The sequence below is a fragment of the Chloroflexota bacterium genome (assembly GCA_013152435.1).
Lineage (GTDB): Bacteria > Chloroflexota > Anaerolineae > DUEN01 > DUEN01 > DUEN01.
In genome coordinates this window covers 26,650-51,882 of the sequence record JAADGJ010000093.1, presented here as the reverse complement: position 1 = coordinate 51,882, position 25,233 = coordinate 26,650, and the positions used below count along the sequence as shown (strand labels likewise).

The window sequence follows — 25,233 nt, the reverse complement described above, 5'->3', positions numbered from 1 at the left end:
AACTCCAAGAGGAATAAGAGGCACAGCCCCGTCACGAGATCAGGGAGTCGGCAGCGGCGGGGCCAGCAGCGTAACCGTCAGGGCCACGGCGATGAGGCTCAGCGCCGCCCCCACCAGCCAGCTGTTCAGCCGGATGGCCTCCTGCCACTCCTGGGAGAAGCTGGGGCTGCCCAAAGAGCCCACCCGTACGTCGCCGGTGCCGAACAGGATGGATCGAAACTCCGCCACGCTGCTGGGACGTTGATCCGGATGCATGGACATGGCGGCCATGATGGCACGCTCGGTGCGCACGGAGATGGCCGGGTTGATGTTGCGAGGGGGCACCAACGTGCCCGGCTTCAAGAAGCGCAGCTTGGCGTCGGCCGGCGGCGTCCCGGTGAGCAGGTGATACAGCGTGGCTCCCAGGGAGTAGATATCGGAGCGAACGTCGGTATGTCCCAGGTCGCCCCCATATTGCTCCAGAGGGGTGTACTGGACGGTCCCCCGCCCCTGCACCACGGTCACCGTCCGGCTGTCGTTGGGGGCCATTAACTTGACCAGGCCGAAGTCCACGAGTTTGATGGTGCCTCGTGGGGTCAACTTGATATTGGAGGGCTTGATATCGCGATGGAGCACCGGCGGGTCCTGACCATGCAGGTACTCGAGCGCATCCAAAAGCTGAGCGGCCCATCCTAGCACGCGACGCTCACGCAGAAACGCCCCCTGGCGGCGGGCCTCGTCCACGATCTCCTTCAGATCACGGCCGGGCACGAAGTCCATCACCAGATATTCCCGTCCGTGATAGGAGAAGTAGTCAGAGACCTTGGGCAGGTTCGGGTGGTCCAGACGGGCCAGCGTGCTCGCCTCCCGGTAGAATTGCTCCTGCATCTGCTGAAGCAGATCGGGCGGCAGGCCCAGCTCCGGCAACACCTCTTTGATCGCACATTGCCGCCCCTGCAGGCGCAGATCCTCCGCCCGATAGACGGCGCCCATGCCGCCATGGCCGACCAGCTCGACGATCTTGTACCGGGAACGCAGAACCGTGCCGACGGGAAGTACCTGACTCATGGATCCCTATCCAGCCTCCCGTGATCTTCCCACATGGGAAAGATACACGACCCGTTTCCAAAGGGTTATGATTTACGAGCGTGAAGGGGTATAATATATCCCAGATGACTCAACGCCCTGAAGAAGCATGCTCGCAGCGCGCATTATCTGCGCATTGCTGCTTTCTGTCAAGAGAGGTGTAGACCCATGAACACGATCAACTCCACAGAAACGGCCATGTTGATCCTGCAGCGAGGGGGCACCGAGGCCGGCCGTCGCTGGTTGCTGGACAAGCAGAGCCTGACCATCGGCCGGGCGGATGACTGTGACATCGTGCTCCCCGATCGCGTGGTCTCCCGGCACCACGCGCGCGTGTACTGGATCGACGGCGACTACTACGTGGAGGACCTGGGGAGCAAAAACGGCACTTATGTGAACGGGAAAGAGGTCACCGAAGCGCAACAGCTCGAGGACGGCGACGAGATCCAGATCGCCCTGCGCTTCAAGCTGGCCTTCGTGGACGCGGGCGCCACGGCCCCCCTGACGCTGGAGGAGGACATCGAGCCGGGGCTGCGTCTGGAGCCCGCCACGCGCCAGGTCTTCGTGCGCGGCCGGGAGCTCACCCCGCCGCTCTCCGTCGCCCAGTATCGGCTGCTGGAACTGCTGATCAACGCCCAGGGCGGCGTCGTCACCCGGGAGGAGGTCGTGCGAGCGGTCTGGCCGGAGGCCGTCGAGGAGGGCGTGTCCGAGCAAGCCATCGATGCGCTGGTGCGCCGCCTGCGAGAGCGCATCGCCGAGCTGGACCCCGAGCACCAGTACATCGTCACCGTGCGCGGTCACGGCTTCCGATTGGAGAATCGGGAGTAAGCCACGCACGACCATGCACCGGCAGCGCCGCATCGAGCGGTGCCACGACATATCACGCGCCGGGTGATCGCCCCTCTGCATCAGGGAGCAAGGCCGTGAGCCAGACGACGCCGCTCGGCCTGTACATCCATATCCCGTTCTGCCAACACAAGTGCCCGTACTGCGACTTCAACTCGTACGCCGGGATGGCCGACCTGTTCCCCTCATACACGGCCGCGCTGGTTCGGGAGATCACCCGGGCCGGGGCCGAGCGTGAGCACCCCGCGGCTATCACCATCTTCCTGGGCGGCGGCACCCCTACCGTCCTGCCCCTGGAGCTGCTGGCCGAGGTCCTGGCCGCCTGCCGAGAGGCGTTCCGGGTAGCGCCGGACGCCGAGATCACCTGCGAGGCAAATCCCGGCACCGTCGATCAGGGGCGATTCGCCGGGCTGCGCGAGCTGGGCGTCAACCGGCTGAGCATGGGCGTCCAGAGCTTCGATGACGCCGAGCTGCGCTTTCTGGGCCGTATCCACGATGCGGCCCAGGCGGAGGCGGCCTTCCACGCCGCCCGGAAGGCCGAATTCGAGAACATCAGCCTGGACCTGATCTACGGCCTCCCCGAGCAATCGCCAGAGAGATGGCGAGCCACCCTCGATCGAGCCATCGCCCTGGGACCGGAGCATATCTCCCTGTACGCCCTCACCATCGAGCCGGGCACGCCCTTCGCCCGGTGGGCCGCCGAGGGAAGATTCCCCCTCCCGGATGATGATCTGGCGGCGGACCTGTATGAGCTGGCCTGCGCCCGGTTGGAGGCGGCCGGCTACGTCCAATATGAGATCTCCAACTGGGCCCGGCATGAGGGCTCCCCGCTGTCGATCACCGACAACCCCCGCTTCGCCTGTCAACACAACCTGATCTATTGGCGCTATCAGCCGTACCTGGGATTCGGCGCCGGCGCTCACTCGATGAATCCCGGGCGACGGTGGTGGAACCTGACCTCCCCACAGGCATACATCAAGCGAATCGAGGCGGGCCAATCGGCGAGGGCGGACGGTGAGCACATCGGCCGGGACCTGGGCATGGGCGAGATGATGATGCTGGGCCTGCGCCTGGTGCGTGAGGGCGTGTCCGAGGACGAATTCCGAAGGCGATGGGGATGCGCGATCTCCGCTGTCTTCGGGAGCGAGCTGGCTGAGCTGGCCGAGCTGGGGCTGATCGAGCGCATCGATGGACGCGTACGCCTGACGCCCCGGGCACGCCTGATCGGGAACCAGGTCTTCGCCCGGTTTCTACCGGGATAACCCCACACACCGGAGTCACCATGCGCTACCGCTTTCAAGGCACGCTCACGTCAGAGGATATGAAACGCCACATCCCCCATCCGTTCGAGGTCCCACCCCACGCCACGAGGCTGGACATCCGCTTCCACTACACGGCCCCTCCGGTCGACAAGCTTCGCAACCTGCTCTGTCTCAGCCTGTTCGACCCAACGGGGTTTCGCGGCGCAGCCCATCGCGGCGGAGGCGATCAACACGTCCACATCAGCCTCGATCGGGCCACACCCGGCTATCGCCCGGGGACGCTTCCGCCCGGCCCCTGGACGATCGAGATCGAGACCCACCGCATCATCCCCGGCGCGCCCTGCGACTATCGGCTCGACATCGTCGTGGAGACGTCCAGCGCCGATCCGCCCTCCCCGGCCCTATCCACGACGGCTCGCCCGCAGCCCGTTCTCCGGCGGACGGCCGGCTGGTATCGGGGAGACTTGCACGCGCACACGATCCATTCCGACGGGACCTGGGACGTGAAGAGCCTGGCGCAGATCGCCCGGGCATACCGGCTTGATTTCATCACCATCACCGACCACAACACCGTCACCGGGCTGGCCGAGATCCCCCAGAACCCGCCGGAGGATCTCCTCATCATGGCGGGTATGGAGCTGACCACCTTCTGGGGACATGCCCTCAGCCTGGGAACATACGACTGGATCGACTGGCGTATCCGGCCGGGCGAGCGCTCCATGGCCGATATCGCCCACGAGGTGGCGGCGATGGGCGGGCTATTCGTCATCGCTCACCCGGGCATCCAGGGCGATCCGGTCTGCACAGGCTGCGACTGGCGATACCCGGAGGTCATGCCCGGCCCCGCCCACGTGGTCGAGGTGTGGAACGGGCCATGGGACGAGGACAGCAAGAACGAACGATCCCTGGCGATGTGGTATGTCTGGATGAATCAGGGACATCGGCTGGTGGCGACGGTCGGCACCGACGCGCACGGCCCAACGGGTCAAGCCACTCCAGCGGACCTCAACGTGGGATTTAACGTGGTGCACGCGGATGCGCTTTCCCAGGAGGCGATCCTGCAGGCCATCGCCCGGGGACATCTGTACCTGAGCTCCGGGCCCAGAGTCGATCTCCACGGCCGGGCGCAGACCGGTGAGCACGCCATGATGGGGGATGCCCTGCCGTGCGGTGCGGCCGAGATCCGAGTGAGGTGGGATGGATGCCCCCCTCACGCCCGGGCACGCCTTATCGCCGACGGCGCCCCGCTGGACGAGTGGCGCCCGGATCGCCAGGGCTCGCGTTCCTGGACGATCGCGGACGGCCAAGCGCGCTGGTGCCTTGTGGAGATCCGTGACGGACAAAGTCGCCTGCTGGCCTTGACAAATCCCATCTTTTTGGGCGATCATTGGTTTAGGTAACGCTTCTTGCCATCGGCAGGCGATGTGGCTACATCACAGTGCTTCTTGAGCAGGTGGAGCTCCCATGCTCCACCTGCGGCAGCGTGGGAGCTGCCGCTGCTGATCTCGCATAAAGAGGTCCAGCGGAACCCTGAAGAGGTCTCAGAGCGTGTCTGAAAATTCACCGGCAAGATGTCTGAGGGGGTCTCCCTCAACGACCAGCTCCACAGGCTCAACGACCAGCTCCACAGGGGGAGGTGTGGAGGGGACCTCCCCTCCACGGAAATCTCACTTTTCCGGCCTGTACCTGCCTTTCTCGGCCCTTCTCGAAGGACGCAGGCCGAGGCCAGGCAGGTCGAAGGCAAAAGAAGGGCTTTTTCCGGAGGGGCTCCCCACAGCAGAAGCAACGGCATTTTTCAGACACACTCTCACGGGAGAGGATCACGGAGGATAACAGATGACGAAGCGACGCAACGGGATCATATGGACGATCACGATGACCATCGGGATACTGCTGATCGGCGGCGGGGTCCTGTGGTGGTGGCGACGCAGCCACCCGAAGCGCATCGTGCTCAGCGACCTGCCCCCATCACGATCGAGAACGCCCCGCCAATACACCGATCGCAGCCGTCATAACGGGCGCCCGCTGGAGGTCGAGATCGCCTCCGGTCAGTAGAGCCGGCTTTCCCATCCGGATCAGTAAGTCCTTCTTGCCAGCGCATCCATGAGCTCCCGCAAGGCGGCCGCGGCAGGCTCCAGGGGCCGCGCCCTGGCCAGGGCAGCCTCCGCGCCGCTCAAGGCCTCCTGCACCATCGCCTCCGCATACGCCCGGCTGCCGGCCTCCTCCAGCCAACGCAACACCTCGGGCACATCCTCCGGCGTAATCTCCGGCCGGGCATAGATCGCCCGCAGAGCGCGCCCCGCCTCGCTCTCCTGGGCCAGCGCGTGCACCACGGGCAGCGATTTCTTTCGGCTCAGGATGTCGCTCCGGGCTGACTTCCCGGTCACCGCCTCGTCCCCCCAGATCCCCAGGATGTCATCCCGAATCTGAAACGCCCGGCCCAACGCCCACCCGAACTCCTCGTAGGCGGCCACCTCCTCCGGCCCCGCGCCCGCTACCAACGCGCCCAACTGCACCGAGGTCGCCAACAACGCCCCCGTCTTCCCGGCGATCATCTGCAGGTACTCGTCCTCACTCACCCGATCGCGAGCCTCGAACGCCAGATCCAGGTGCTGTCCCTCGGTCAACATGCGACAGGTCTCATCGAACACCCACAGCGCCCGCAGGACGATCTCCGCCGGGACGCCCCGCCGATACAGCCGCTCCAGCGCCAGGTGCGCCAGGGCGAACATCCCATCCCCCACGTTGATCGCCTGGGGAACCCCCCATATCTTCCATACGGTCGGCCGGTGACGACGCGTGGGGGACGCGTCCTCGACATCATCGTGGACCAGGGAGAAGTTATGCAGAAGCTCCAACGCCACAGCCGCCGGCATCGCCCGCTTCACATCGCCCCCCGCCGCCTCGGTCGTCAACAGGCATAGCAGCGGCCGAATGCGCTTCCCCGCGTCCGCCCGGGCCGGCTGCAAATCCGTATCGGCGAATCCCATATGGTAGGCCATCATCCCATAGTGCGCCTCCAATGCCGGATCGGGCGGCTCGATGGCCTCTCGCAACGCCTCCTCGATCAACGGCAGGAGCCGTGTCATCGCCTCCCTCAGCGCCACGCATCCCCTCCATCCACACGAACCAGTCGGCCGGGCTCCCGCAGCGCGGCCACATCCCCGGCGCCGGCACAGAACATCGCCACCCGCAACTCGGTCGCCAGCGTCTCCACCTCAGCGATCACCGCCTCCGCCGAGACGGCAGCCGCCTTCAGGAGGGGCGAGGCCATCCCCACCGCCTCCGCCCCCAGCGCCAGGCACTTGGCCACGTCGATCCCGGTGCGGATCCCACCTGAGGCGATGATCGGGATTCCCGGTGCGCTGCGCCGCACCGCCACCAGTGCCTCGGCCGTGGGAATGCCCCAATCGGCGAAGGCAGCGGCCAGGCGCCGCCGCCGCTCCGTGGTCGCCCGATGCATCTCCACCAGGCTCCAGGATGTGCCGCCCGCCCCCGCCACGTCGATGGCGGCCACGCCGGCGTCCACCAGACGGCGTGCCACATCACCGGAGATGCCCCACCCCACCTCCTTCACCACCACCGGGACCGTCAGCTCCCGGCACACACGCTCGATCCTGGACAGCAACCCCGACCAGTTCCAGTTGCCATCGGACTGCAACGCCTCCTGAAGCGCGTTCAGGTGCAGGATCAGCGCGTCGGCCTCGATCATCTCCACCGCGCGGCGACAATGCTCGACGGTGTACCCGTAGTTGAGCTGGATAGCGCCCAGGTTGGCCAGGAGCAGAATGTCCGGCGCCACGTCACGCACGCGAAAGGTGTCCGCCGTCTCCGACACCTCCAGGCCCGTCCGCTGCGAGCCCAGCCCCATGGCAAGCCCACACGCCTGAGCCGCCTGCGCCAGGTTGCGATTGATCCGGGCCGCCTCCGCCGTCCCCCCCGTCATGGGCGAGATCAGCAGCGGGATGGCCAGCCGCTTTCCCAGCAGCATAGAGGAGAGATCCACCGCCTCCAGGTCCAGCTCGGGCAACGCCACATGAACGAAGCGATATCTTTCCAGTCCGGTCGTGAGGCGGGGAAACTGAACATCCTCCTCCAGATTGATGCGGATATGGTCCGCCTTCCGTCTCTCATGCGAGCTGCGAGGCTTTCTTCCCCCTTCCACAGTCATCCGAGCGATCATCTCCCCACATCCCATGGAGGCCCTTTTCTCCTCCCGTCAAAAGGGCCCTCCGGATGTGCTTTCCCGTAACTTCCGGTACAAAGCGGTGTTTCTATGTCTGGCTGACATGGGCCGGTACCCGGGGCATCTTACCCGCGTGCGCGAGCAGTGTCAAACCTTCTGACACAGCTTGACACCCCCCAGTGGCGCGGTTAGAATGGCGGTCGTTACCATCCATCCATAATTCACACTCATAATTTACGAGCGAAAGGGGGATAGTCCATGAGCATTTTCGAGCGTGTTCGAGACATCATCGTAGAACAATTAGGCGTGGAACCGGAAAAGGTGACCATGGAGGCCAGCTTCCGAGAGGACCTGGAGGCCGATTCGCTCGATCTGGTCGAGCTGATCATGGCCTTCGAGGAGGAATTCGGCGGAGAGATCTCCGACGAAGAGGCCCAGCAGATCACCACCGTGGGAGACGCCGTCAGGTATTTGGAGGAGCACGGCGCCGAGTGATCGGGTTCAGCCGCGATCCATCACGACGTCGGGCACCAGGCCAGGCAAGTATGTAGCGGATACCACCGGGTATCCGCTATTGATTTTCACGTCCTTTCACCCGCAGAGAGATCATGGAGCCCTTTACGGCGGTCATCCTGGCGGGCGGCCGCAGCCGCCGCATGGGAGAGGATAAGGCATGGCTGGACGCGGGCGGGCAGCCCTTGATCGCCCGCGTGGCAGAGCGTCTGGTTCCCCTCACATGCGAGATCGTGGTGGTGCGCGGGGCGCATGACGCCCCCAGCCCGGCGCTTCCCGGCCGGGTCGTCCGGGACCATTACCCATCGGCCGGGCCGCTGGCGGGCCTGCACGCGGGCCTGCAGGCCGCCACGACGCCCTGGATCCTCGCGGTGGCGTGCGATATGCCCTTCCTGAACTCGGCGCTGATCCGCTATCTGGCGTTGTTACGTCCCGGATACGATGCCATCGTCCCCTACCCCACCGGCCGGCCGGAGCCCCTTCATGCGCTCTACCACCGCCGATGCCTCCCCGCCATCGAGGAATGCCTGAACCGGGGGCAGCGTCAGATCCTCGCCTTCTACCCGGCGGTGCGGGTGCGCCCCGTCTCCCTGGCGGAGGTCCGCGTCTTCGATCCCGAGACGCGCTCGTTCACCAACGCCAACACCCCCCAAGAGTGGGAGCATATTCGCCAACAGGCGCGATGGGCCCCGGGCCCCGACCGCCCTCCGCAGTGATCCCCGCAGAGGAGATCTCCCCTGCAAAGCCCTCTCCGCTCACGGAGAGGACGAAAGTGCACAACTCTACCTCAGCGCTCTCTCTGCGACTCTGTGGTGAGATGTGGGGAATCTCGCGCCTTCTCAACATTGACGAGCCCGGATAAAAACGCTATAATGAAAGAGCTTTCCCACCTCCCTACGAATCGGAATCTTCCTCTTTGGATTCCTCCTCGCCCAATCGCGGCGAGACCACACCAGGATCGGGGTCAACGATAGAGCAAGCGAGGAGACACGCTATGGCCGTGGCCACCCGCTCACAGCGACGCCGTGTGACATTGGGGCAATTTCGCGAGCTGAACGTCCTCGTCGCGCTGCTGCTCCTATGCCTCTACTTCTACTGGCGCCAGCCGGAGACGTTCATCAAACCTGCCAACCTGGCGGTGATCATGCGCTTCATGGCCACCTTCGGGGTTCTGGCCATCGGAGAGGTTCTGGTCATCATCACCGGTGGCATCGACCTTAGCGTGGGCTCGCTGACGGCGCTCACCGGCGTCATCGCCGCCACGCTCATGCTCAAAGGCGTCGCCGGGATACCGCCCATCGGCATGGTTCCCGCCATCCTCATCACGTTGGCGGTCGGCACGCTCATCGGCCTGTGGCATGGACTGTTCGTCACCAAACTCGGGATCCCCGCCTTCATCATCACCCTCGGCACCTGGCTGATGGCCCGAGGCATGGCCGGATACATCACCCGTGGCTATCCCATCGTGTACCCGTCCGAATCCCCCTTCCTGGCCCTGGGGCAGGGGACGGTGGCCACCATCCCCATCTCCTTCATCATCCTGGTCATCCTGGCCCTGGCCGTCTCCTTTATCCTGAACTTCACCGTGCTCGGCCGCCACATTTACGCGGTCGGCGGGAACCTGGAGGCGGCCCGGGTATCCGGCGTCCACGTGGATCGGGTGCGCCTGTTCTGCTACGCCACCAGCGGATTCATGGCCGCCATCACCGGCATCCTGCTGGCATCTCGGCTGGGGCAGGGCACGCCCACGGTGGGCACCGCATATGAGCTGTGGGCCATCGCCGCCACCGTCATCGGCGGCACCAGCCTGTTCGGCGGCGAGGGCACCGTATTGGGCGCCGTATTGGGCGCCGCCATCATGGGCGTGATGCAAAACGGCATGGTGCTGATCAACATCTCGTCCTATCTTCAGGACACGATCCTGGGCATCGTGCTGGTGATCGCGGTCACCTACGACACGATGCGACGCCGAACCCGAAGATGAGGCGGGAGGCAACCGTGAGCGACAACGTCCCACTCGTCGAGATGCGAGGCATCCGCAAGAGCTTCGGAGCCGTGCAGGCGCTCCGGGGCGTGGACCTGACGCTGGGCTACAACGAGGTATTGGGCCTGGTGGGAGACAACGCGGCCGGAAAGTCCACCCTGATGAAGATCCTGTCCGGCGCTTACACCCCCGACGAGGGGGAGATCTACATCGAAGGCCAGCGCGTGAACATCATGCAGCCGGAGGACTCCCGCCGACTGGGCATCGAGATGGTCTACCAGGACTTCGCCCTGGCCAACAACCTGGACGTGGCCGCCAACATCTTCCTGGGCCGGGAGATCGTCCGCTTCCAGCTGGGCCCGCTGAAGATCATGAATCAGCGCCGCATGGCCCAGGAGGCCGAGCGCCTGATGGAGCGACTCCGCATCGACATCGCCTCCGTGCGCCAGAAGGTGGAGACCCTGTCCGGGGGCCAACGCCAGGCGGTGGCCATCGGGCGGGCGACGGCCTTCAACGCCAAGGTGATCATCATGGATGAGCCCACGGCCGCCCTCAGCGTGGCGGCGATCCATCAGGTGCTGGATCTGATCGAACAGCTAAAACGGGAGGGCGCCTCCGTCATCATCATCAGCCATCGTTTGGAGGACATCTATCGCGTCGGCGATCGCGTGATGGTCCTGCGCCACGGACGCAAGGTGGCCGATATCCCCGTGGAAGGGGATATCCACGACTTCCGAGAGCGCGTCGTCGCCTACATGGTGGGCGCACGTGATGACTTTGCCGAGACCGCCGATTCGGCGCAGGCTGCGTAGGTAGCCAAATGACGGAAAGGAGGTGATCGAGGCACGACATAGCCCTGTCGGACCAACCTCTGTAACCGTGGCCGCTATGGGGCGGCCATCTCCCCCATTTTCCAATAGTTCCATGAACGATTGTGCAAGGAGGCATGACCATGAAGCGAGCACTTACGGTCTTCCTATCGTTGCTCGTGTTGGCCAGCCTGGTGCTGGCAGCCTGCGCGCAGGCCACCCCAGCCCCGGCGGAGAAACCCGCGGAGGAGAAGCCAGCCGCCGAGGCCAAACCCCTCAAGATCGTCGTGATCGGCAAATCCGTCCACCCCTATTGGTCCAACGTAGAGAAAGGCGTACGCGCCGCGGCCAAAGACCTGGGCCTGTCTGAGGATCAGGTGATCTTCTGGGTGCCCCAGAAGGAGGACGTGGCGGCCCAAATCCAGACCATGGAGACCTACATCGCCCAGGGTGTGACCGGCATCGCCATCGCCCCGTCCGATCCTAACGCGTTGGAAGCGGTTATGAAGAAGGCCGCCGACGCCGGGATCTTCGTCACCACGCTGGACACCCCGCCGGTGGAGAACAGCGTGTCGCTGGTGTACATCGGCACGGACAACTACTCCGCCGGTATGGTGGCGGGTGAGGCCATGAAGCAGCTGCTGCCCAACGGCGGCAAGGTGGGCATCGGCCGCGGCTCCGACACCGCGCTGAACGCCCTGCAGCGCACCGACGGCTTCCTGAAGGCCATCGAGGGCACGAACATCGTGGCCCTGGAGCCGGTGAACGACAAGGAGGACGCGGCCACGGCGCTGCAGCTGGCCAACTCCGTGCTCTCGGCGAACCCGGACCTGGCCGGCGCCTTCGGCGTGTACGCGTACAACGGCCCCGCCTGGGCGATGGCCGTGAAGGAGGCGGGCAAGGCCGGCGAGATCAAGATCGTCAGCTTCGACGCCACGACCGACATCATCAACTTCATCAAGGAGGGCGTCATCCACGCCACGGTGGCCCAGCGCGAGTTCGACATGGGCTACAAGTCGGTCCAGATCATCAAGCTGATGGCCGAGAAGGGCGTGGAGGCCGCGCTGCAGGAGATGGGCGCCAAGGACGGTGTCATCGACACCGGCGTGGACGTGATCACCGCGGCCAACCTGAAGGAGTACGAGGCCCAGCTGGACGCCAAGGGCATCCCGCACGAGTGGAACACCGAGGGCTGGGAGCCGCCGGAGGGCGCCTTCGAGTTCAAGATGGAGGGAGCCGCCGAGGAGCCGACCGCCCAGCTGCCCTTCGACCGGGACAAGATCCTGGCCGACGGCAAGATCACCATCGCCTGGATCCCCAAGGCGCTGAACAACCCGGTGTTCGAGCTGGGTAAGGTGGGCGCGGAGACCCGGGCGAAGGAGCTGACGGAGCAGGGTCCCTACGAGGTGGAGATCCTGTACACCGCCTCGGTGGCCTCGGACGCGGCCGAGCAGACCCGGGTGATGGAGGACGTCATCGCCAAGGGCGTGGATGCCATCGGCGTGTCCTGCAACGACCCCACGGCCTGCGAGGATCCCATCAACAAGGCGGTGGAGGCCGGCATCCCGGTGATGACCTGGGACTCCGACTCGCCCAACAGCAAGCGCTTCACCTACCTGGGCGTGGATAACTACGAGGGCGGCAAGGCGGCGGCCATGCTGCTCAAGAAGGCGCTGCCCGAGGGCGGCAAGGTGGCGATCCTGACCGGCGTGCCCGGCGCCTTCAACCTGGAGGAGCGCATCCGCGGCTTCAAGGATGGGCTGGAGGGCAGCAACCTGGAGATCGTCACCACGGTGGCCTGCAACGACGACATCAACCTGGGCGTCCAGGTGGTGGAGGAGACCATGCAGGCCTATCCCGATCTGGCCGGCTGGTTCTTCGTCGGGCTGTGGCCGCTGTTCGCCGAGCGTGGCTCCATGCCGCTGTGGGAGGAGGCCGCCAAGGCCGGCATGAAGACCGTGGCCTTCGACACGCTCCCCGTGGAGCTGGAGTACGTGAAGGAGGGCCTGATCTACGGCCTGATCGGCCAGAAGTACTGGGGCTGGGGCTACGACACGGTTCAGATGATCTACGACTACATCGTCAACGGCAAGCAATTTGAACCGTTCACCAACTCCGGCATGGACATCGTCACGGCCAAGAACGTGGACGCCATGATCGAGGCCTGGGAGACGATGGACTTCACCAAGCCGCTTCCGCCGTACGAATAAACCGGCGGCGAGGTGAGCGACCGGGTAGAGGCGTTGCCTCGCCGCTACACATACTGTCGAGAGATTCGACCTGCAATCCTTCACCTGCCTCAAGGGACGGCTCTACACGGAACCGAGGCCCATCAGGCAGGTCGACGGTGCGAAGGGGCCTCCCCTTTGTACCGCCCCGAATCACGCTGGACGAGCCTGGTGAGGAGGTCCATCTTGAGCACGCGTCGGGAAACCGCCCCCCTGCTGGAGGTTCGCGGCGTCTCCAAGGCATTCCCCGGCGTCCAGGCGCTGGATAACGTGGACTTCGAGGCCTATGCCGGTGAGGTGGTCGCCCTGCTGGGCGAGAACGGCGCCGGGAAATCCACGCTGATGAAGATCCTGTCCGGCGCCTACCGCATGGACGCCGGAGAGATCCGCCTGCATGGACAACCCGTGACCCCTCAGGGCCCCCAGCACGCGCAGCAGCTGGGCATCGCCATCATCTATCAGGAGTTCAACCTGACGCCCAACCAGACCGTGGCCACCAACATCTTCCTAGGCCGGGAGCTGTATCGCCCGGGGGTGTGGCGAACGCTCCGCATCGTCGATTACGAGCATATGCGCCAGGAGGCGGCCGCCCTGCTCTCCCGCCTAGGGGCTCGCTTCTCCCCGGATGCGCTGGTACGGGACCTCTCCGTGGCGGAGCAGCAGATGGTCGAGATCGCCAAGGCGCTGGCCATCAAGGCGGAGGTCATCATCATGGATGAGCCCACCTCCGCCCTGGGCGAGGAGGAGGTCGCCGTCCTGTTCGACATCGTGCGCACGCTGAAGGAACAGGGGCTGGCGGTGATCTTCATCACGCACCGACTGGAGGAGGTCTTCCGCGTGGCGGACCGGGTGGTCGTCTTGCGGGACGGCCGCCGGGTCGGGGGCATGCCCATCAGCGAGGCCACGCCTGAGCGGATCATCTCCCTGATGGTGGGGCGATCCCTGGACGAGGTCTTCCAGAAGCATGACGTCCAGTTTGGGGAGACGGTGCTGGAGGTGCGGGGCCTTACCCGGCACGGGGTCATTGAGGACGTCAGCTTCACGGTGCGCCGGGGGGAGATCCTGGGGCTCGCCGGGCTGGTGGGCGCCGGGCGCACGGAGACGGCGCGAGCCATCTTCGGGGCCGATCCGCTGGACGCGGGCGAGATCTACATCGATGGGAAGCGCGTTGACATCCGATCCCCCGAGGACGCGGTGAAGGCCGGGCTGGCCCTGGTCCCGGAGAACCGGCAACAACAGGGGCTGGTGCTCATCCACAGCGTGGAGCGCAACATCGCGCTCCCCAATCTGGATCGCCTATCGAGCAACGGCATTGCGAACCGGCACAAGATGCACGATCTGGCGCAACACTACGTCGATCGGCTGGACATCCGCACGCCCAGCCTGGCGCAGCGCGTGATGTACCTCTCCGGCGGGAACCAGCAGAAGGTCGTGCTGGCCAAGTGGCTGGCGGCGGAGCCCAAGGTGCTGATCCTGGACGAGCCCACCCGCGGGATCGACGTAGGCGCCAAAGCCGAGGTCCACGCGATCATGAGCGATCTGGCGCAACAGGGCATCGGGATCATCATGATCTCCTCCGAGATGCCCGAGATCCTGGCCATGAGCGACCGGATCGCGGTGATGTGCGAAGGCCGGGTGGCCACTATCCTCGATCGGTCTCAGGCCACCCAGGAACGCATCATGGCTTACGCCAGCGGCCATATCACGGAGCCCATGCAATAGGGGGAGTCGAAGACATGCCATCCTCATCGGTCGAATCGAGAGCCGCCACAGGGAACGAGGCATCCCCGCTCATCCTACGATTGCGGCGTGCGGTGGTGGCGCAGGAGGCCGGGATCCTGGTGGTGCTGGTGCTCATGGGGTTGTTCCTCTCGCTGCGCACCGACACCTTCCTGACCAGCCGCAACCTGTTCAACGTGCTGCGCGCCTTCTCCTGGATCGCCATCAGCGCCTTCGGCGAGATCCTGGTCATCGTCACGGCCGGGATCGATCTCTCCGTGGGCTCCACGATGGCGCTATCCGGGCTGGTGGCCGCCATCGCCCTCACGTCAGGCCTCCCCGTCATCCTGGGAATCATCGCCGGGCTGCTGACCGGCATCCTCATCGGCCTCATCAACGGGGCGCTCATCAGCAAGGCGAACCTGCCCCCCTTCATCGCCACGCTGGGGATGATGAGCGTCGCCCGCGGCATCTGCTACGGCCTGACCAACGGCCAGCCGGTGCGTGGGCTGCCGGAGAGCTTCCGCGCCCTGGGGCAATACGACGTGCCGGTGGCCAATCTACAGGTTCCCCTGCCCGTGATCTTCATGGCGGTGATCGCCGTGATCATGTCCCTCTTCCTCAGCCGCACGGTGTGGGGATATCGGATCTACGCCCTGGGCGGGAATGAGCAGGCGACCGCCCTCTCCGGCATCAACACGGGACGCGTGAAGGTGCTGGTGTACACGCTGTGCGGATTCCTGACGGCCATCGGCGGGCTGCTGATGACCGCCCGACTGGGAGTGGCCGCCCCCACCGCCGCGCTGGGCTACGAGCTGGACATCATCGCCGCCGTGGTCATCGGCGGCACCAGCCTCTTCGGCGGCGAGGGCACGATCCTGGGCGTGCTCATCGGCGCCGCCATCATGCAGGTGCTGCGCAACGGGCTGGTGCTCCTGGGATTCCCCGCCTACTGGCAGCCGGCCGCCATCGGCCTGGTCATCATCGTCGCGATCATGCTTGATCAACTCCGGAAACAGCGGTAAAATAGGATCACCCATCTCAATGACTGATACGCCGGCCGGCGAGGCAGGAACACCCGGCCGGCATTGCGCCATGTGAGGGATCGTGCACAGTCAAAGGGTGGCATAGGTGGGAGAGAAAGACCTCTCTCGACGGGGTGATCCCCGCGCGATGTCGCGCCGCCCCACCCGATCTCCATGGAAGGGGGTGGCGAGATGAGTACGTTCGGTCGGATTCAGTCCCTGCCCGTCGAAGCCGTTGGGGTGATCACGGCATTACGCGAGCGGCTGGGCCACATCCTGCAAGGCCAGATGATCGGCCTGTACCTCTCGGGATCCATCGCGTACGGGTGCTTCAACCCCCACCTCAGCGACGTCGATTTCACATGCGTCATCAAGCGCCCGTTCACACCGGGACAGCGGCGACGGATCCGAGAGCTCTTCGACGAACTGCGCGATCACGGGCGATATGGCGCCGTGCTGGAGGGGATCTTCCCCGTCCAGGCGGAGATGAACGAGTGCCAGCGCTCGCTGGTAGCCGATCGCGTGCAAGGCGGCGTGTTCGATCCGGATCGCCGGTACGACAAATGGCCGCTGGAGCGACAGGAGCTGCGCGAGGCCGGGGTGCCCCTCTCGGGGCCGATGCCGACACAGCTCTTCGCGCCCAGCCGATGGCCGATGGTCCGGGAGACCCTGCTCGGTGAGCTATGGAGCATCGCCCCCATCGTCAAGATGCGCCCATCGCCGCTTCAGCGCCTGCAGGCCGTGTTGAACGTGTGTCGCGTGCTCTACGGCCTCCGATACCGCCGTCCCACCTCCAAGCTCACCGGCCTCGAATGGGCATTGCGCACGTTCCCGGAGGCCTGGCAGGACCTGCTGACGCATGCGCACGCCATCTACACGGGCCTGGCCACCTTGACGCCCAGCTCTCTGAACCCCGATCACGTCTGGACGTTCTACAGCTGGGCCGTCAACACGCTGCCGCAGGATCTCCAGGCCCAGGCGTCCACCTGAACCCGGGCCCGACGGGGGTGAAACGGAAGATACCATGCAGGTATTGAGGGGCCAACTGGTGATCCTCCGCACGCTGGAGCGGGAGGACTGTCGACGATACTGGCATCTGGTCGAGACAGAGGAGCGTCCCACGGAGACGTTCACCCCCGGCCTTTCCGTGGAACAGGCGGATCGATGGTTCGAGGAGATCCAGCGGAAGCAGGGCCACGAGCAGATCTATCTGGGCATCTTCCTGCCGGACGGCAAGCTCATTGGCGATATCCAGCTGGCGAAGATCCAGTGGCGTGACCGCAATGCCCGGCTGGGGTTCGGCGTCCTCCCCGCCTGGCGTAATCGGGGCTACGCCACCGACGCGGCGATCACCCTGCTCCGATATGGATTCGATTACCTGAACCTGCACCGGGTGGTCGCGCGGACCGCCGCGTTCAACGTCAGCGCCCAGCGCGTGCTGGAGAAGTGCGGATTCCGTCAGGAGGGCCGGGAGCGAGAGGCCATCTACCTGGGCGGGGCCTACGAGGACATGCTGATCTACGGGCTGTTGCGCTCCGAGTTCAAACCCGGGGGACGAGGAGAGACGTCAAAACCCAGAGGGCCCCGCCCATGACCGACGCCCCGAAACGATGGGAGCCGACCACCTCCGACACGAGAGCCATCGCAGGGGACGAGGGCACACAGAGCGCTGTCATGAAGGGGAATTGGACTCAATTCCCCTTCCCTGGCTCGGGGGAAGCGGGGGCCGGGGGGTGGAGAGGGCCAAGGCATCCTGCAAGCATCATTGTGGTGAAAAACCGGGCACATCCCGTCCCTGCATGCGTCGTGTATGCCGGTATGAGCGAACAGGATACCCCTGATCGATGGCCGCCTAACGGCCTGATTCCGGACGACCAACCGGGGTCCGTGGCCGCTAGGCGGCTTAACGTTCAGGGACAGACGGTAGCCCTGCTCGCCGTAGTCCATGCAGATCATAGCATATAGGCCATTCATGCGGGTATAATCATGCTGTCGTCAAAATCACCATGAGACAAGGGAGTCGCCTATGCTCGAAACGTTGAAACGATGGGAGCCCACCGTCCCCAAATCCGTGCTCTACGCGCTCGCCGGTGCGATGTGGGGCGCCGTCGGGATCATGCTATGCCGGCTGGCGTGGGGGTGGCTTCAGCCGCTGGAACCTCGCCAGAGCCTACCCATCGCGTTGATCGGCTTCATCGCAGCCCTGATCGTCTACCGATTCGGGTTCTCCCGCATCGTCGCTCGCAACATCGCCCGCTTGGCCCCCAAGCGGGATCCGCTGTGCATCTTCGCCTTCCAGGCGCGGAAGAGCTACCTGGTCATCTTCCTGATGGTCGGCCTGGGCATCACACTGCGCCGCTCCGCCATCCCGAAGCATTACCTGGCCGTCGTATACATCACGATGGGGATCGCGCTCTTCCTGGGTAGCCTGCAATACTTCGCACATCTGTCCCGCCAGCGACGGGGCGCGAGCGCCTCATGAGCCAGGATAAGCGAGCGCACGCCGCCCGCCAGTGGTGGCTGGACAGCCTGGCCGCGGCCGCCGACGAGGTACGCGCCGCGTTGCGCGATCGTCCGGGCGAGCGGGTTGCGGAGTGGGCCGGGGCGGAATGGGATGAGAAACGCCAACGCCTCGAATTGCCCTTCTGGGATGAGACGTACGCCGTCCTCTGGCCGGATGTGACCGTGGTGGACGCATCCGGGCAGCCCGCCCGGGAGATCACGAGCCTGATCATCCTGTCCTACCTGCAACGGGCCGACGGGACCCTGCTCACCGGGCGCTGGGTGAGCTTTCGTGAGCTGCCGGACGGGGCCTTCTACCACCAGGCGTTCAACAGCTATACGGGATACCCCCTGGCCCGGGCCATCGGCAACGCAGTGGAGCGGCTGAAGCAGGCCGCCACGGCTTTAGGGGGGCAGCCGGACCCGGTGGGGGATATCGGGTTCCGGTTCCGGGCGCTCCCCCGGGTCTGGCTCGCGGTGGCCTACTGGCAAGGCGACGAGGAGCTGCCGGCCCAGGCCCGCATCCTCTTCGACGCGGCCGCCGGGCACTATCTGGATGCGGCGGGGCTGGCGGGCATCGGGGCGCAGCTCACCGGACGCCTGCTGCGCCTGCTCCGGGAGAGCTGATCGGAGCTCCCTGCGCCGCCGCGAGATACGACGAGGCATGGCGCCCTCGCCGCGCTTCCCATTGGTATCAAGTTAAGCGATACGGAAACGTGGCCCCGCATCTCCGGGGCGGCTCGGAGGGGCTTCCCCTCCGCACCTCCCCTTTCAGGTGCGGCCGCCCGTGGAGGGAAAAGGTGGCAGGCGGGGGCCTCGCCCATGTTGTTCAGTTGATGCGAGTAGGCGCCTTCGCCGCGCTTCCCCACCAAGATCGGACACAGGGTCGGTGGGGATCAGGCGGTGATCCCCATCTGACAACGCTCGCCATGCTCCAGGGCGAGATCCCCTTTCGCTCTTCTCAGGTGAGAACCCCGGCATCTCATCAGATCCGGGGTTCTAACTTTGGGGGCGACGAAACCTTGCCCTTTTCGAGAGCCTGGTGTACAATTGAAACATGCGTTCTATCCCCGATTTCCGGACGCCGGGCATCTCGGCATTGGAGGCACACAGGTCATGCGAGAAGCGACCATCGCACTGGTACAGATGGCCCCCGCCCTGGGTGAGCCCGAGAAGAACATACGCCGCATGTCGGATTACGTCGAGCGGATCTGCCTGGAGCAGCCGACGGATCTGATCCTCTTCCCCGAGCTGGCCACGACGGGCCATGAGCTGGGGCCGCGTTTTACGGACCTGGCCGAGCGAGTGCCGGGCCACGCGGTGAACTATCTGGCCAAGGCCGCCGCCGAGTTCAGCGTTCACATCGCCTTCGGCCTGGTCATCAAGGAACGGGTGGAGAGCATCATCTACAACGGCGTGGTGCTCCTGGGGCCGGAGGGCGATCTGATCGGGGACTACCGAAAAGTCCACCTCAAGGGGGAAGAGCGACTGGCGTTTCGCCCCGGATACCGATATCCGGTGTTCGACCTCCCCTTCGGCCGCGTGGGGCTGCTCATCGGCTGGGATCTGGCCTTTCCGGAGGCGGCGCGCAGCCTGGTGCTGGATGGCGCAGAGCTGATCTGTGTGAGCGCGGCGTGGGAGGCCTCCCACGCGGAGGAGTGGCGAGCCTACTGCCTGAGCCGGGCCTATGAGAACGCGGTGTTCATCGCCGCGGTCAACCGGGTGGGCGAAGAGCCCAGCTACCAGTTCCTGGGCGCCAGCGCGCTGATCGGCCCGCGCGGTGAGCTGTACACCGCCATCGATGAGGGCCTGGAGGGCTATGCCGTGGGGAAGATCGACCTGGACGCCGTTCGCACCGCCCGGGAGGAGTCCCAGATCATCCAGTTCCGCCAGCCCCAAACCTATCGAAATTTGGTCAAGAAGTATTAGAGAGCCGACGACGCACCGGCCGTCCTGGCTCAATCCCGTGCAGACCATTCGTGCGCGCCTATGAGATCATGCCCGAGACGCTCGTGATCCCGGAAAGCTGGCAACAGGCCGTCTCCACGATCCTCCGATCCGACCGACCGGTGCGGGTGATGGCCGTCGGCGTGCCGGACGCGGGCAAAACCAGCTTCTGCGCCTTCCTGGCCGAATCCCTGCGTCAGGCCGGCCGAGAGGTGGGGGTGGTGGATGCGGATGTGGGGCAGTCCAGCCTGGGGGTCCCCGGCACCATCTCCGCCGGCCACGTGACCCGCCCGATCCAACATCTCAGCGACGTCCCATTCCAGATGGGATACTTCGTGGGCGATGTCTCGCCCACCGGGCACATGCTGGCCTGCCTGGTCGGCACCCGACTTCTCGCCGACCGCCTGCGGGCGCGGGGCGCGCAAGCGATCGTCATCGACACCAGCGGCCTGGTGGCCGGCGCCCCAGGACACGAGCTGAAGCAGCGCAAAGCCGACCTCCTCCGCCCCAGCCACATCGTCCTCATCCAGAAGGCAAACGAGCTGGAAAGCCTGGCCCGGCTCTGGCGAGACCGCCGCACATTCCGCCTCATCGAGCTCCCGCCGTCGCCAGCGGCCCAATCACGTCCTCCGCAGCAACGGCGAGCACGCCGGTTCGCCCGCTTCCGGTCCTTCTTCCGCTCAGCTCGGCCGATCACGCTGGACCTGAACCGGACGCGCCTCAAGGGGACCCGGCTGGCTCTGGGGATCCCGGCAGATCCGGAGGCACGGGAGCGCCTGGAGGAGGTCCTGCGACAGGAGGTGATCCACGCACAAAGGGATCCTGAGGGCTGGACGATCGTCACGCCAGGCTGGCTTCCCCGTCCTCATCTGATGGAGGCCGCACGACAGATCGGCATCACCGCCATCCGCTGCATCCCGTCGTACCGCTTCGGGGGATTGCTGTGCGGGTTGCACGATGCCCAGGGATATCTGATCGACGTCGGCTTGCTACAAAGCATCGACCTCGACGGCAAGCGGGCGGTGGTGCTGGCGCCTCGAGCGCAGCCCTCGCAGGTGCACACGCTGGAATTCGGCCGGGTACGCCTCGCCCCGGATGGGACCGAGCTCGGCCGGCTACGACCGGGGGATTTGTGAAATCGTCACGTGTTACGTACTACGCATACGCAACACGCAATACGCAACACGTAACACGCAACACGTAACACGCAACCCACAACACTCAGCACGCATCACACCACACACATCGCCCACAGGAGCGGAGACCATGCGCTTAGTCGATCTGCGATCGGACACCATCACGAAGCCAACGCCCGCCATGCGACGAGCTATGGCCGAGGCGGAGGTCGGCGACGACGTCTTCGGGGAAGATCCCACCATCAATCGGCTGGAGGAGATGGCCGCCGAGAAGCTGGGGAAGGAAGCAGCGATGTTCGTCGCCAGCGGCACCATGGGCAACCTGGTCAGCCTGCTTGCCCAGTGCAACCGCGGCGATGAGATCATCCTGGGGGATCAGGCCCACACGTTCCTCTACGAGCAGGGCGGAGCAGCCGCTCTGGGGGGCATCCACCCGCGCCCGCTTCCCAACCAGCCGGACGGCACGCTGGATTTGCAACAGGTGGAGGCCGCCATCCGCTCGGATAACGTGCACTTCCCTCGCACCCGGCTCATCGCACTGGAGAACACCCACAATCGCTGCTATGGAAACCCGCTGACGGTGGAGTACATGAACGCCGTCGGCAGTCTGGCCCGACGGCACGGCCTGAAACTGCACGTGGATGGGGCTCGCATCTTCAACGCCGCCATCGCCTTGGGGGTGGACGTCCAAGACCTGGTCGCGGACGCCGACTCGGTGACCTTCTGCCTGAGCAAGGGGCTGGCCGCCCCGGTCGGCTCCATCGTGTGCGGCACGCATGAGTTCATCGCCGAGGCACGACGGGCACGCAAAGTGGTCGGCGGCGGGATGCGCCAGGCGGGCGTGCTGGCGGCAGCCGGCATCGTAGCGCTGACGGAGATGGTGGACCGGCTGGCGGAGGATCACGCCAACGCCCGGCGGCTGGCCGAGGGCCTGGCCGAGATGGATGGGATCTCCATCGATCCGGAGCGGGTGAAGACCAACATCGTGTACTTTGACGTCACCAGCGAGACCATCACCACCCAGGAGCTGGTGGATCAACTCGGAGCGGAGGGCGTGCGCGTGCTGGCCCTGGGACCACGCCAGGTGCGGGCCGTGACCAATTACCACGTCAGCGCGGAGGACATCGAGTACGCGCTGGGGGTGTTCCAGCGCGTGCTGAGCGCTTAGAGCGTGTCTGAGGAATGCCGTTGCTTCTGCTATGGGGAGGCCCGGGGGCTTCGCCCCGCCGGAAAAAGTCCTTCTTCCGCCTTCGACCTGCCCGGCCTTGGCCCAGATTCCTGTGGAAAGGGCCGAGAAAGGCCGGTGCAAGCCGGAAAAGTGGGATTCCCGTGGAGGGGAGCTCCCCTCCACACCTCCCCCGGTGGAGCTGACATATGAGCCCTGGTCTTCAGGAAACAGTTCTGTAAGGGCGCCCCGGTGGGTCGCTTATCCAAAACGAATGACGCGGCCCGCATGTTTCTTCCACCACGCGAAGATCAATAGTGGGCGGCGTGGGGGCCGCCAAGGCTGATTTTCAATCGTCGATGACTTGACGCTGAAGCGGGCTTGTGGTATACTCGCCCTCGCCTGAGAGATCAGGCGCTATGTGGGGGCGTGGTGTAGCTGGTTAACATGTCGGCCTGTCAAGCCGGAGATCGCGGGTTCGAATCCCGTCGCTCCCGCACCCATAAGAAGCCGCCCGGTTTTCGGGCGGCTTTCTTTTTTGTGCAAAGCCTCGGCAGTCTCCTGTCCAAGCGTTACCCGGACGCAACCACGCCTTCCATTGCCCCACGACCGGGCGTTCAGCCCCGCGAGATGCGCCCTCGAGAGAAGCCAGGGCGAGAGGTCGCAATGGCCGGGCGGTCTCAAGCGCGAGGCGAGGGTAACCGGCCGGTGAGCAGGAAGTGCAACAGTCGTCCCGGCCTGTACAGCCGATGGCGCCAGATCCACCACAACCCCACCAGAATCCCCCCTAACTCCCAGACCCACAACTCGGGCCGCCGGGTGAAGGCATACCAGTATGCCTTCTTGATGTCCTGCTGCTCGCTACCCCGCTTCCGCCAGACGTGGAACCGCCATCCCCGGAAGGGCCAGTAGAACGTATCGGGGAAAAACCAGAGGCGATCGACGAGGATATGGCTGTTGAACGCCAGGGCATACGGCCACCATCGAGGCCGTTTCCACAGAATGACGCCCAGCACCGCCAGGTGCGCCAGCAGGGTGTGGGCGAAGAGCACCGCCGACCGGTAACGACGATAGAAATAGGCGGCCGCCAACGGCTTGTCGATGAGATCGGGGCCCAGGGCGGCCAACACGATCCAGCGAAGATCCGCCTTCCGCAGGGCCGGGGATCGATCCCGGATCAGATCGAAGGCGGCCAGAGTATACGCGACATGACTTTGAGGAAGCACGGCCCGTCCTGACACACGATAGGATCTTTCTCAGAAACAGCGAACGGATTGTACGGGAAACGAGGCAAAAGTCAAAGCCCGGCCAGAGCGAATGCCATTGACAAGGATCGTTGACCCACCCTATAATCACCGACGATAAGGAAAGCCTCTTCCTGGGGCCTTAGAGCGTGTCTGAGAGAGCCATTGCTTCTGCTATGGGGAGGCCCGGAGGAGGGGCTTCGCCCCTCCGGGAAAACCCTTTCTCCCGCCTTCGATCTGCCCGGCCTCAGCCTGATCCTTCGGAAAAGGCCGAGAAAGGCAGGTCCAGGCCGGAAAAGCGGGATTTCCGTGGAGGGGATCTCCCCTCCACACCTTTCCCTGTGGAGCTGGTAACCGAGGGAGACCCTCAGACACCGTACCGGTAAATTTTCAGAGATGCTTTTCGTGGCTCTTTATCCGGGCTCTTCAGAGATGCCCTAGCGGCGGACGGTGGAAAGGAGGAGTATGAACATGCGCATTGATGCCCGCTTCGTCGATCTGCTCGCTATCTATCGCGCCGAGCTACTGGAGCGCGTCGTCCCCTTCTGGCTCAAACACGCCATCGACCGAGAGCACGGCGGTATCCTGACCTGCATCTCCGACGAGGGTCAGGTGCTCAGCGAGGACAAGTACATGTGGTCCCAGCTACGGGCCATCTGGACCTTCTCCGCCCTTTACAACTACATCGAGCCCCGGGAGGAATGGCTGGAGGTCGCCCGGCACATCTTCGACTTCGTCAAGCGATATGGCCGAGACGAACAGGGTCGCTGGGTCTTCGCCGTGGACCGGGACGGCCGAATTCTGAAGGGAGCCACCAGCATCTACGCTGACGGGTTCGCCATCTATGGGCTAACGGAGCTGGCCCGGGCCACAGATGATCAGGAGGCCATTCGTCTGGCCCTGGAGACGTACGAGAACGTGCAACAGCGGCTCTCCCGGCCGGGGTCCTATCAGACCGACCCCTATCCGCTCCCGGAGGGCGTCAAGGCCCACGCCGTCTCCATGCTCTTCTCCCTGGTATTCCATGAGTTGGGACGCTACCTGAACGATCAGAAGATCCTGGAGGCGGGCCTGTACCACGCCAACGAGGTGATGACCGCTTTCCTGCGTCCCGATCGACGCCTCCTCTTCGAGTACGTCCGCCTGGACAACTCCCTGATCGACTCGCCCATGGGGCGATCCGTCGTGCCCGGGCACGCCATCGAGTCCATGTGGTTCATGATCCACATCTTCCGGCATTGGGGCGACGAGGCCCGCATCCGGCAGGCCGTAGAGGTCATCCGGTGGCACATCGAGTTCGGTTGGGATGAGGAATATGGCGGGATCTTCCTCGCCCGTGATGCGGAGGGCGGCGAGCCCTGGTGGCCCTTCGCCGACGCCAAGATCTGGTGGCCCCACACCGAGGCCCTGTACGCCCTGTTGTTGGCCTATGAGATATCGAAGGAACCCTGGACCCTCGACTGGTTCCAGAAGGTGCATAACTACGCCTTCACCCATTTCCCCGTTCCCAAATACGGTGAGTGGACGCAGAAGCTGGACCGTCAGGGCCGCGAGATCACCGAGACGGTGGCCCTGCCGGTGAAGGACCCGTTCCACCTGCCT

23 protein-coding genes, 1 tRNA gene and 1 pseudogene are annotated in these 25,233 nt (G+C 65.0%); 21 read left to right on the top strand and 4 right to left on the bottom strand.

The window, feature by feature from the left end:
- Window positions 1-39: 39 nt before the first annotated feature.
- Entirely contained in the window at window positions 40-1,047 is a 1,008-nt protein-coding gene (locus GXP39_13380; protein NOZ29026.1) for a serine/threonine protein kinase, read from the bottom strand.
- Between the two features lie 186 nt (window positions 1,048-1,233).
- On the opposite strand from GXP39_13380, the gene GXP39_13375 reads away from it, so the two are divergent.
- The 4 genes from GXP39_13375 to GXP39_13360 all read left to right on the top strand — a co-directional run bounded on the left by GXP39_13375 (window position 1,234) and on the right by GXP39_13360 (window position 5,228).
- On the top strand, window positions 1,234-1,893 hold the full coding sequence (locus GXP39_13375; GenBank protein ID NOZ29025.1) for an FHA domain-containing protein: 660 nt from the start codon (window positions 1,234-1,236) through the stop codon (window positions 1,891-1,893).
- 95 nt (window positions 1,894-1,988) lie between these two features.
- Window positions 1,989-3,173 carry a radical SAM family heme chaperone HemW gene (hemW, locus tag GXP39_13370; protein ID NOZ29024.1) on the top strand — a complete coding sequence of 395 codons (1,185 nt, stop codon included), beginning with the start codon at window positions 1,989-1,991 and terminating at the stop codon, window positions 3,171-3,173.
- A 20-nt stretch (window positions 3,174-3,193) separates the two neighbouring features.
- Complete coding sequence (locus GXP39_13365; protein ID NOZ29023.1) at window positions 3,194-4,573, top strand: CehA/McbA family metallohydrolase; 1,380 nt, start codon at window positions 3,194-3,196, stop codon at window positions 4,571-4,573.
- A 436-nt stretch (window positions 4,574-5,009) separates the two neighbouring features.
- A complete protein-coding gene (locus GXP39_13360) occupies window positions 5,010-5,228 on the top strand; it encodes a hypothetical protein (protein ID NOZ29022.1) in 219 nt (72 codons plus the stop codon).
- Window positions 5,229-5,248: 20 nt separating this feature from the next.
- Here the strand turns inward: GXP39_13360 and GXP39_13355 are convergent, their stop codons facing one another.
- Window positions 5,249-6,262: a polyprenyl synthetase family protein gene (locus tag GXP39_13355; GenBank protein ID NOZ29021.1), complete on the bottom strand. Its 1,014-nt coding sequence runs from the start codon at window positions 6,260-6,262 to the stop codon at window positions 5,249-5,251.
- An 8-nt stretch (window positions 6,263-6,270) separates the two neighbouring features.
- Window positions 6,271-7,344, bottom strand: coding sequence for a type 2 isopentenyl-diphosphate Delta-isomerase (locus GXP39_13350; GenBank protein ID NOZ29020.1), 1,074 nt, complete (start codon window positions 7,342-7,344; stop codon window positions 6,271-6,273).
- 273 nt (window positions 7,345-7,617) lie between these two features.
- Here GXP39_13350 and GXP39_13345 point away from each other — a divergent pair, with 273 nt between their 5' ends.
- The 16 genes and pseudogenes from GXP39_13345 to GXP39_13270 all read left to right on the top strand — a co-directional run bounded on the left by GXP39_13345 (window position 7,618) and on the right by GXP39_13270 (window position 22,884).
- Window positions 7,618-7,854, top strand: a complete 237-nt coding sequence (locus GXP39_13345) for an acyl carrier protein (GenBank protein NOZ29019.1) — start codon at window positions 7,618-7,620, stop codon at window positions 7,852-7,854.
- Window positions 7,855-7,967: 113 nt separating this feature from the next.
- Window positions 7,968-8,588, top strand: coding sequence for a molybdenum cofactor guanylyltransferase (locus GXP39_13340; protein ID NOZ29018.1), 621 nt, complete (start codon window positions 7,968-7,970; stop codon window positions 8,586-8,588).
- A 284-nt stretch (window positions 8,589-8,872) separates the two neighbouring features.
- Window positions 8,873-9,856, top strand: a complete 984-nt coding sequence (locus tag GXP39_13335) for an ABC transporter permease (GenBank protein ID NOZ29017.1) — start codon at window positions 8,873-8,875, stop codon at window positions 9,854-9,856.
- Window positions 9,853-10,668, top strand: a complete 816-nt coding sequence (locus GXP39_13330; GenBank protein ID NOZ29016.1) for a sugar ABC transporter ATP-binding protein — start codon at window positions 9,853-9,855, stop codon at window positions 10,666-10,668. Before GXP39_13335 ends, GXP39_13330 begins: the two co-directional genes overlap by 4 nt.
- Window positions 10,669-10,808: 140 nt before the next feature.
- Window positions 10,809-11,846: pseudogene (locus GXP39_13325) on the top strand (substrate-binding domain-containing protein).
- Window positions 11,847-11,891: 45 nt separating this feature from the next.
- On the top strand, window positions 11,892-12,875 hold the full coding sequence (locus GXP39_13320) for a substrate-binding domain-containing protein (GenBank protein NOZ29015.1): 984 nt from the start codon (window positions 11,892-11,894) through the stop codon (window positions 12,873-12,875).
- 201 nt (window positions 12,876-13,076) lie between these two features.
- On the top strand, window positions 13,077-14,615 hold the full coding sequence (locus GXP39_13315; protein NOZ29014.1) for a sugar ABC transporter ATP-binding protein: 1,539 nt from the start codon (window positions 13,077-13,079) through the stop codon (window positions 14,613-14,615).
- A 14-nt stretch (window positions 14,616-14,629) separates the two neighbouring features.
- A complete protein-coding gene (locus GXP39_13310; GenBank protein NOZ29013.1) occupies window positions 14,630-15,637 on the top strand; it encodes an ABC transporter permease in 1,008 nt (335 codons plus the stop codon).
- A 192-nt stretch (window positions 15,638-15,829) separates the two neighbouring features.
- The gene (locus GXP39_13305; protein NOZ29012.1) at window positions 15,830-16,627 is read left to right on the top strand and encodes a DUF4111 domain-containing protein; all 798 of its coding nucleotides are present in this window, start codon (window positions 15,830-15,832) and stop codon (window positions 16,625-16,627) included.
- A gap of 34 nt (window positions 16,628-16,661) precedes the next feature.
- Entirely contained in the window at window positions 16,662-17,231 is a 570-nt protein-coding gene (locus GXP39_13300) for a GNAT family N-acetyltransferase (GenBank protein NOZ29011.1), read from the top strand.
- 432 nt (window positions 17,232-17,663) lie between these two features.
- On the top strand, window positions 17,664-18,119 hold the full coding sequence (locus GXP39_13295; protein NOZ29010.1) for a hypothetical protein: 456 nt from the start codon (window positions 17,664-17,666) through the stop codon (window positions 18,117-18,119).
- Window positions 18,116-18,766: a DUF3786 domain-containing protein gene (locus GXP39_13290; GenBank protein NOZ29009.1), complete on the top strand. Its 651-nt coding sequence runs from the start codon at window positions 18,116-18,118 to the stop codon at window positions 18,764-18,766. Before GXP39_13295 ends, GXP39_13290 begins: the two co-directional genes overlap by 4 nt.
- A gap of 489 nt (window positions 18,767-19,255) precedes the next feature.
- Complete coding sequence (locus GXP39_13285; protein NOZ29008.1) at window positions 19,256-20,068, top strand: carbon-nitrogen hydrolase family protein; 813 nt, start codon at window positions 19,256-19,258, stop codon at window positions 20,066-20,068.
- Between the two features lie 68 nt (window positions 20,069-20,136).
- Complete coding sequence (locus GXP39_13280; GenBank protein ID NOZ29007.1) at window positions 20,137-21,222, top strand: hypothetical protein; 1,086 nt, start codon at window positions 20,137-20,139, stop codon at window positions 21,220-21,222.
- 130 nt (window positions 21,223-21,352) lie between these two features.
- Window positions 21,353-22,390, top strand: coding sequence for a low-specificity L-threonine aldolase (gene ltaE / locus GXP39_13275; GenBank protein ID NOZ29006.1), 1,038 nt, complete (start codon window positions 21,353-21,355; stop codon window positions 22,388-22,390).
- A 420-nt stretch (window positions 22,391-22,810) separates the two neighbouring features.
- Window positions 22,811-22,884, top strand: a tRNA-Asp gene (locus GXP39_13270).
- A gap of 183 nt (window positions 22,885-23,067) precedes the next feature.
- Here GXP39_13270 and GXP39_13265 read toward each other — a convergent pair.
- Window positions 23,068-23,613, bottom strand: a complete 546-nt coding sequence (locus GXP39_13265; protein ID NOZ29005.1) for a hypothetical protein — start codon at window positions 23,611-23,613, stop codon at window positions 23,068-23,070.
- Between the two features lie 483 nt (window positions 23,614-24,096).
- On the opposite strand from GXP39_13265, the gene GXP39_13260 reads away from it, so the two are divergent.
- A partial coding sequence (locus GXP39_13260) for an AGE family epimerase/isomerase (protein ID NOZ29004.1) occupies window positions 24,097-25,233 on the top strand: 1,137 nt, incomplete at its 3' end.

Excerpts from the sequence above, each read along its gene's own strand:
- GXP39_13380 (NOZ29026.1), bottom strand. The coding sequence starts at position 1,047 with ATGAGTCAGGTACTTCCCGTCGGCACGGTTCTGCGTTCCCGGTACAAG.
- GXP39_13375 (NOZ29025.1), top strand. The coding sequence starts at position 1,234 with ATGAACACGATCAACTCCACAGAAACGGCCATGTTGATCCTGCAGCGA.
- GXP39_13365 (NOZ29023.1), top strand. The coding sequence starts at position 3,194 with ATGCGCTACCGCTTTCAAGGCACGCTCACGTCAGAGGATATGAAACGC.
- GXP39_13360 (NOZ29022.1), top strand. The coding sequence starts at position 5,010 with ATGACGAAGCGACGCAACGGGATCATATGGACGATCACGATGACCATC.
- GXP39_13355 (NOZ29021.1), bottom strand. The coding sequence starts at position 6,262 with ATGACACGGCTCCTGCCGTTGATCGAGGAGGCGTTGCGAGAGGCCATC.
- GXP39_13350 (NOZ29020.1), bottom strand. The coding sequence starts at position 7,344 with ATGACTGTGGAAGGGGGAAGAAAGCCTCGCAGCTCGCATGAGAGACGG.
- GXP39_13345 (NOZ29019.1), top strand. The coding sequence starts at position 7,618 with ATGAGCATTTTCGAGCGTGTTCGAGACATCATCGTAGAACAATTAGGC.
- GXP39_13340 (NOZ29018.1), top strand. The coding sequence starts at position 7,968 with ATGGAGCCCTTTACGGCGGTCATCCTGGCGGGCGGCCGCAGCCGCCGC.
- GXP39_13330 (NOZ29016.1), top strand. The coding sequence starts at position 9,853 with ATGAGGCGGGAGGCAACCGTGAGCGACAACGTCCCACTCGTCGAGATG.
- GXP39_13320 (NOZ29015.1), top strand. The coding sequence starts at position 11,892 with ATGGAGGGAGCCGCCGAGGAGCCGACCGCCCAGCTGCCCTTCGACCGG.
- GXP39_13310 (NOZ29013.1), top strand. The coding sequence starts at position 14,630 with ATGCCATCCTCATCGGTCGAATCGAGAGCCGCCACAGGGAACGAGGCA.
- GXP39_13305 (NOZ29012.1), top strand. The coding sequence starts at position 15,830 with ATGAGTACGTTCGGTCGGATTCAGTCCCTGCCCGTCGAAGCCGTTGGG.
- GXP39_13300 (NOZ29011.1), top strand. The coding sequence starts at position 16,662 with ATGCAGGTATTGAGGGGCCAACTGGTGATCCTCCGCACGCTGGAGCGG.
- GXP39_13295 (NOZ29010.1), top strand. The coding sequence starts at position 17,664 with ATGCTCGAAACGTTGAAACGATGGGAGCCCACCGTCCCCAAATCCGTG.
- GXP39_13290 (NOZ29009.1), top strand. The coding sequence starts at position 18,116 with ATGAGCCAGGATAAGCGAGCGCACGCCGCCCGCCAGTGGTGGCTGGAC.
- GXP39_13285 (NOZ29008.1), top strand. The coding sequence starts at position 19,256 with ATGCGAGAAGCGACCATCGCACTGGTACAGATGGCCCCCGCCCTGGGT.
- GXP39_13280 (NOZ29007.1), top strand. The coding sequence starts at position 20,137 with ATGCCCGAGACGCTCGTGATCCCGGAAAGCTGGCAACAGGCCGTCTCC.
- ltaE (NOZ29006.1), top strand. The coding sequence starts at position 21,353 with ATGCGCTTAGTCGATCTGCGATCGGACACCATCACGAAGCCAACGCCC.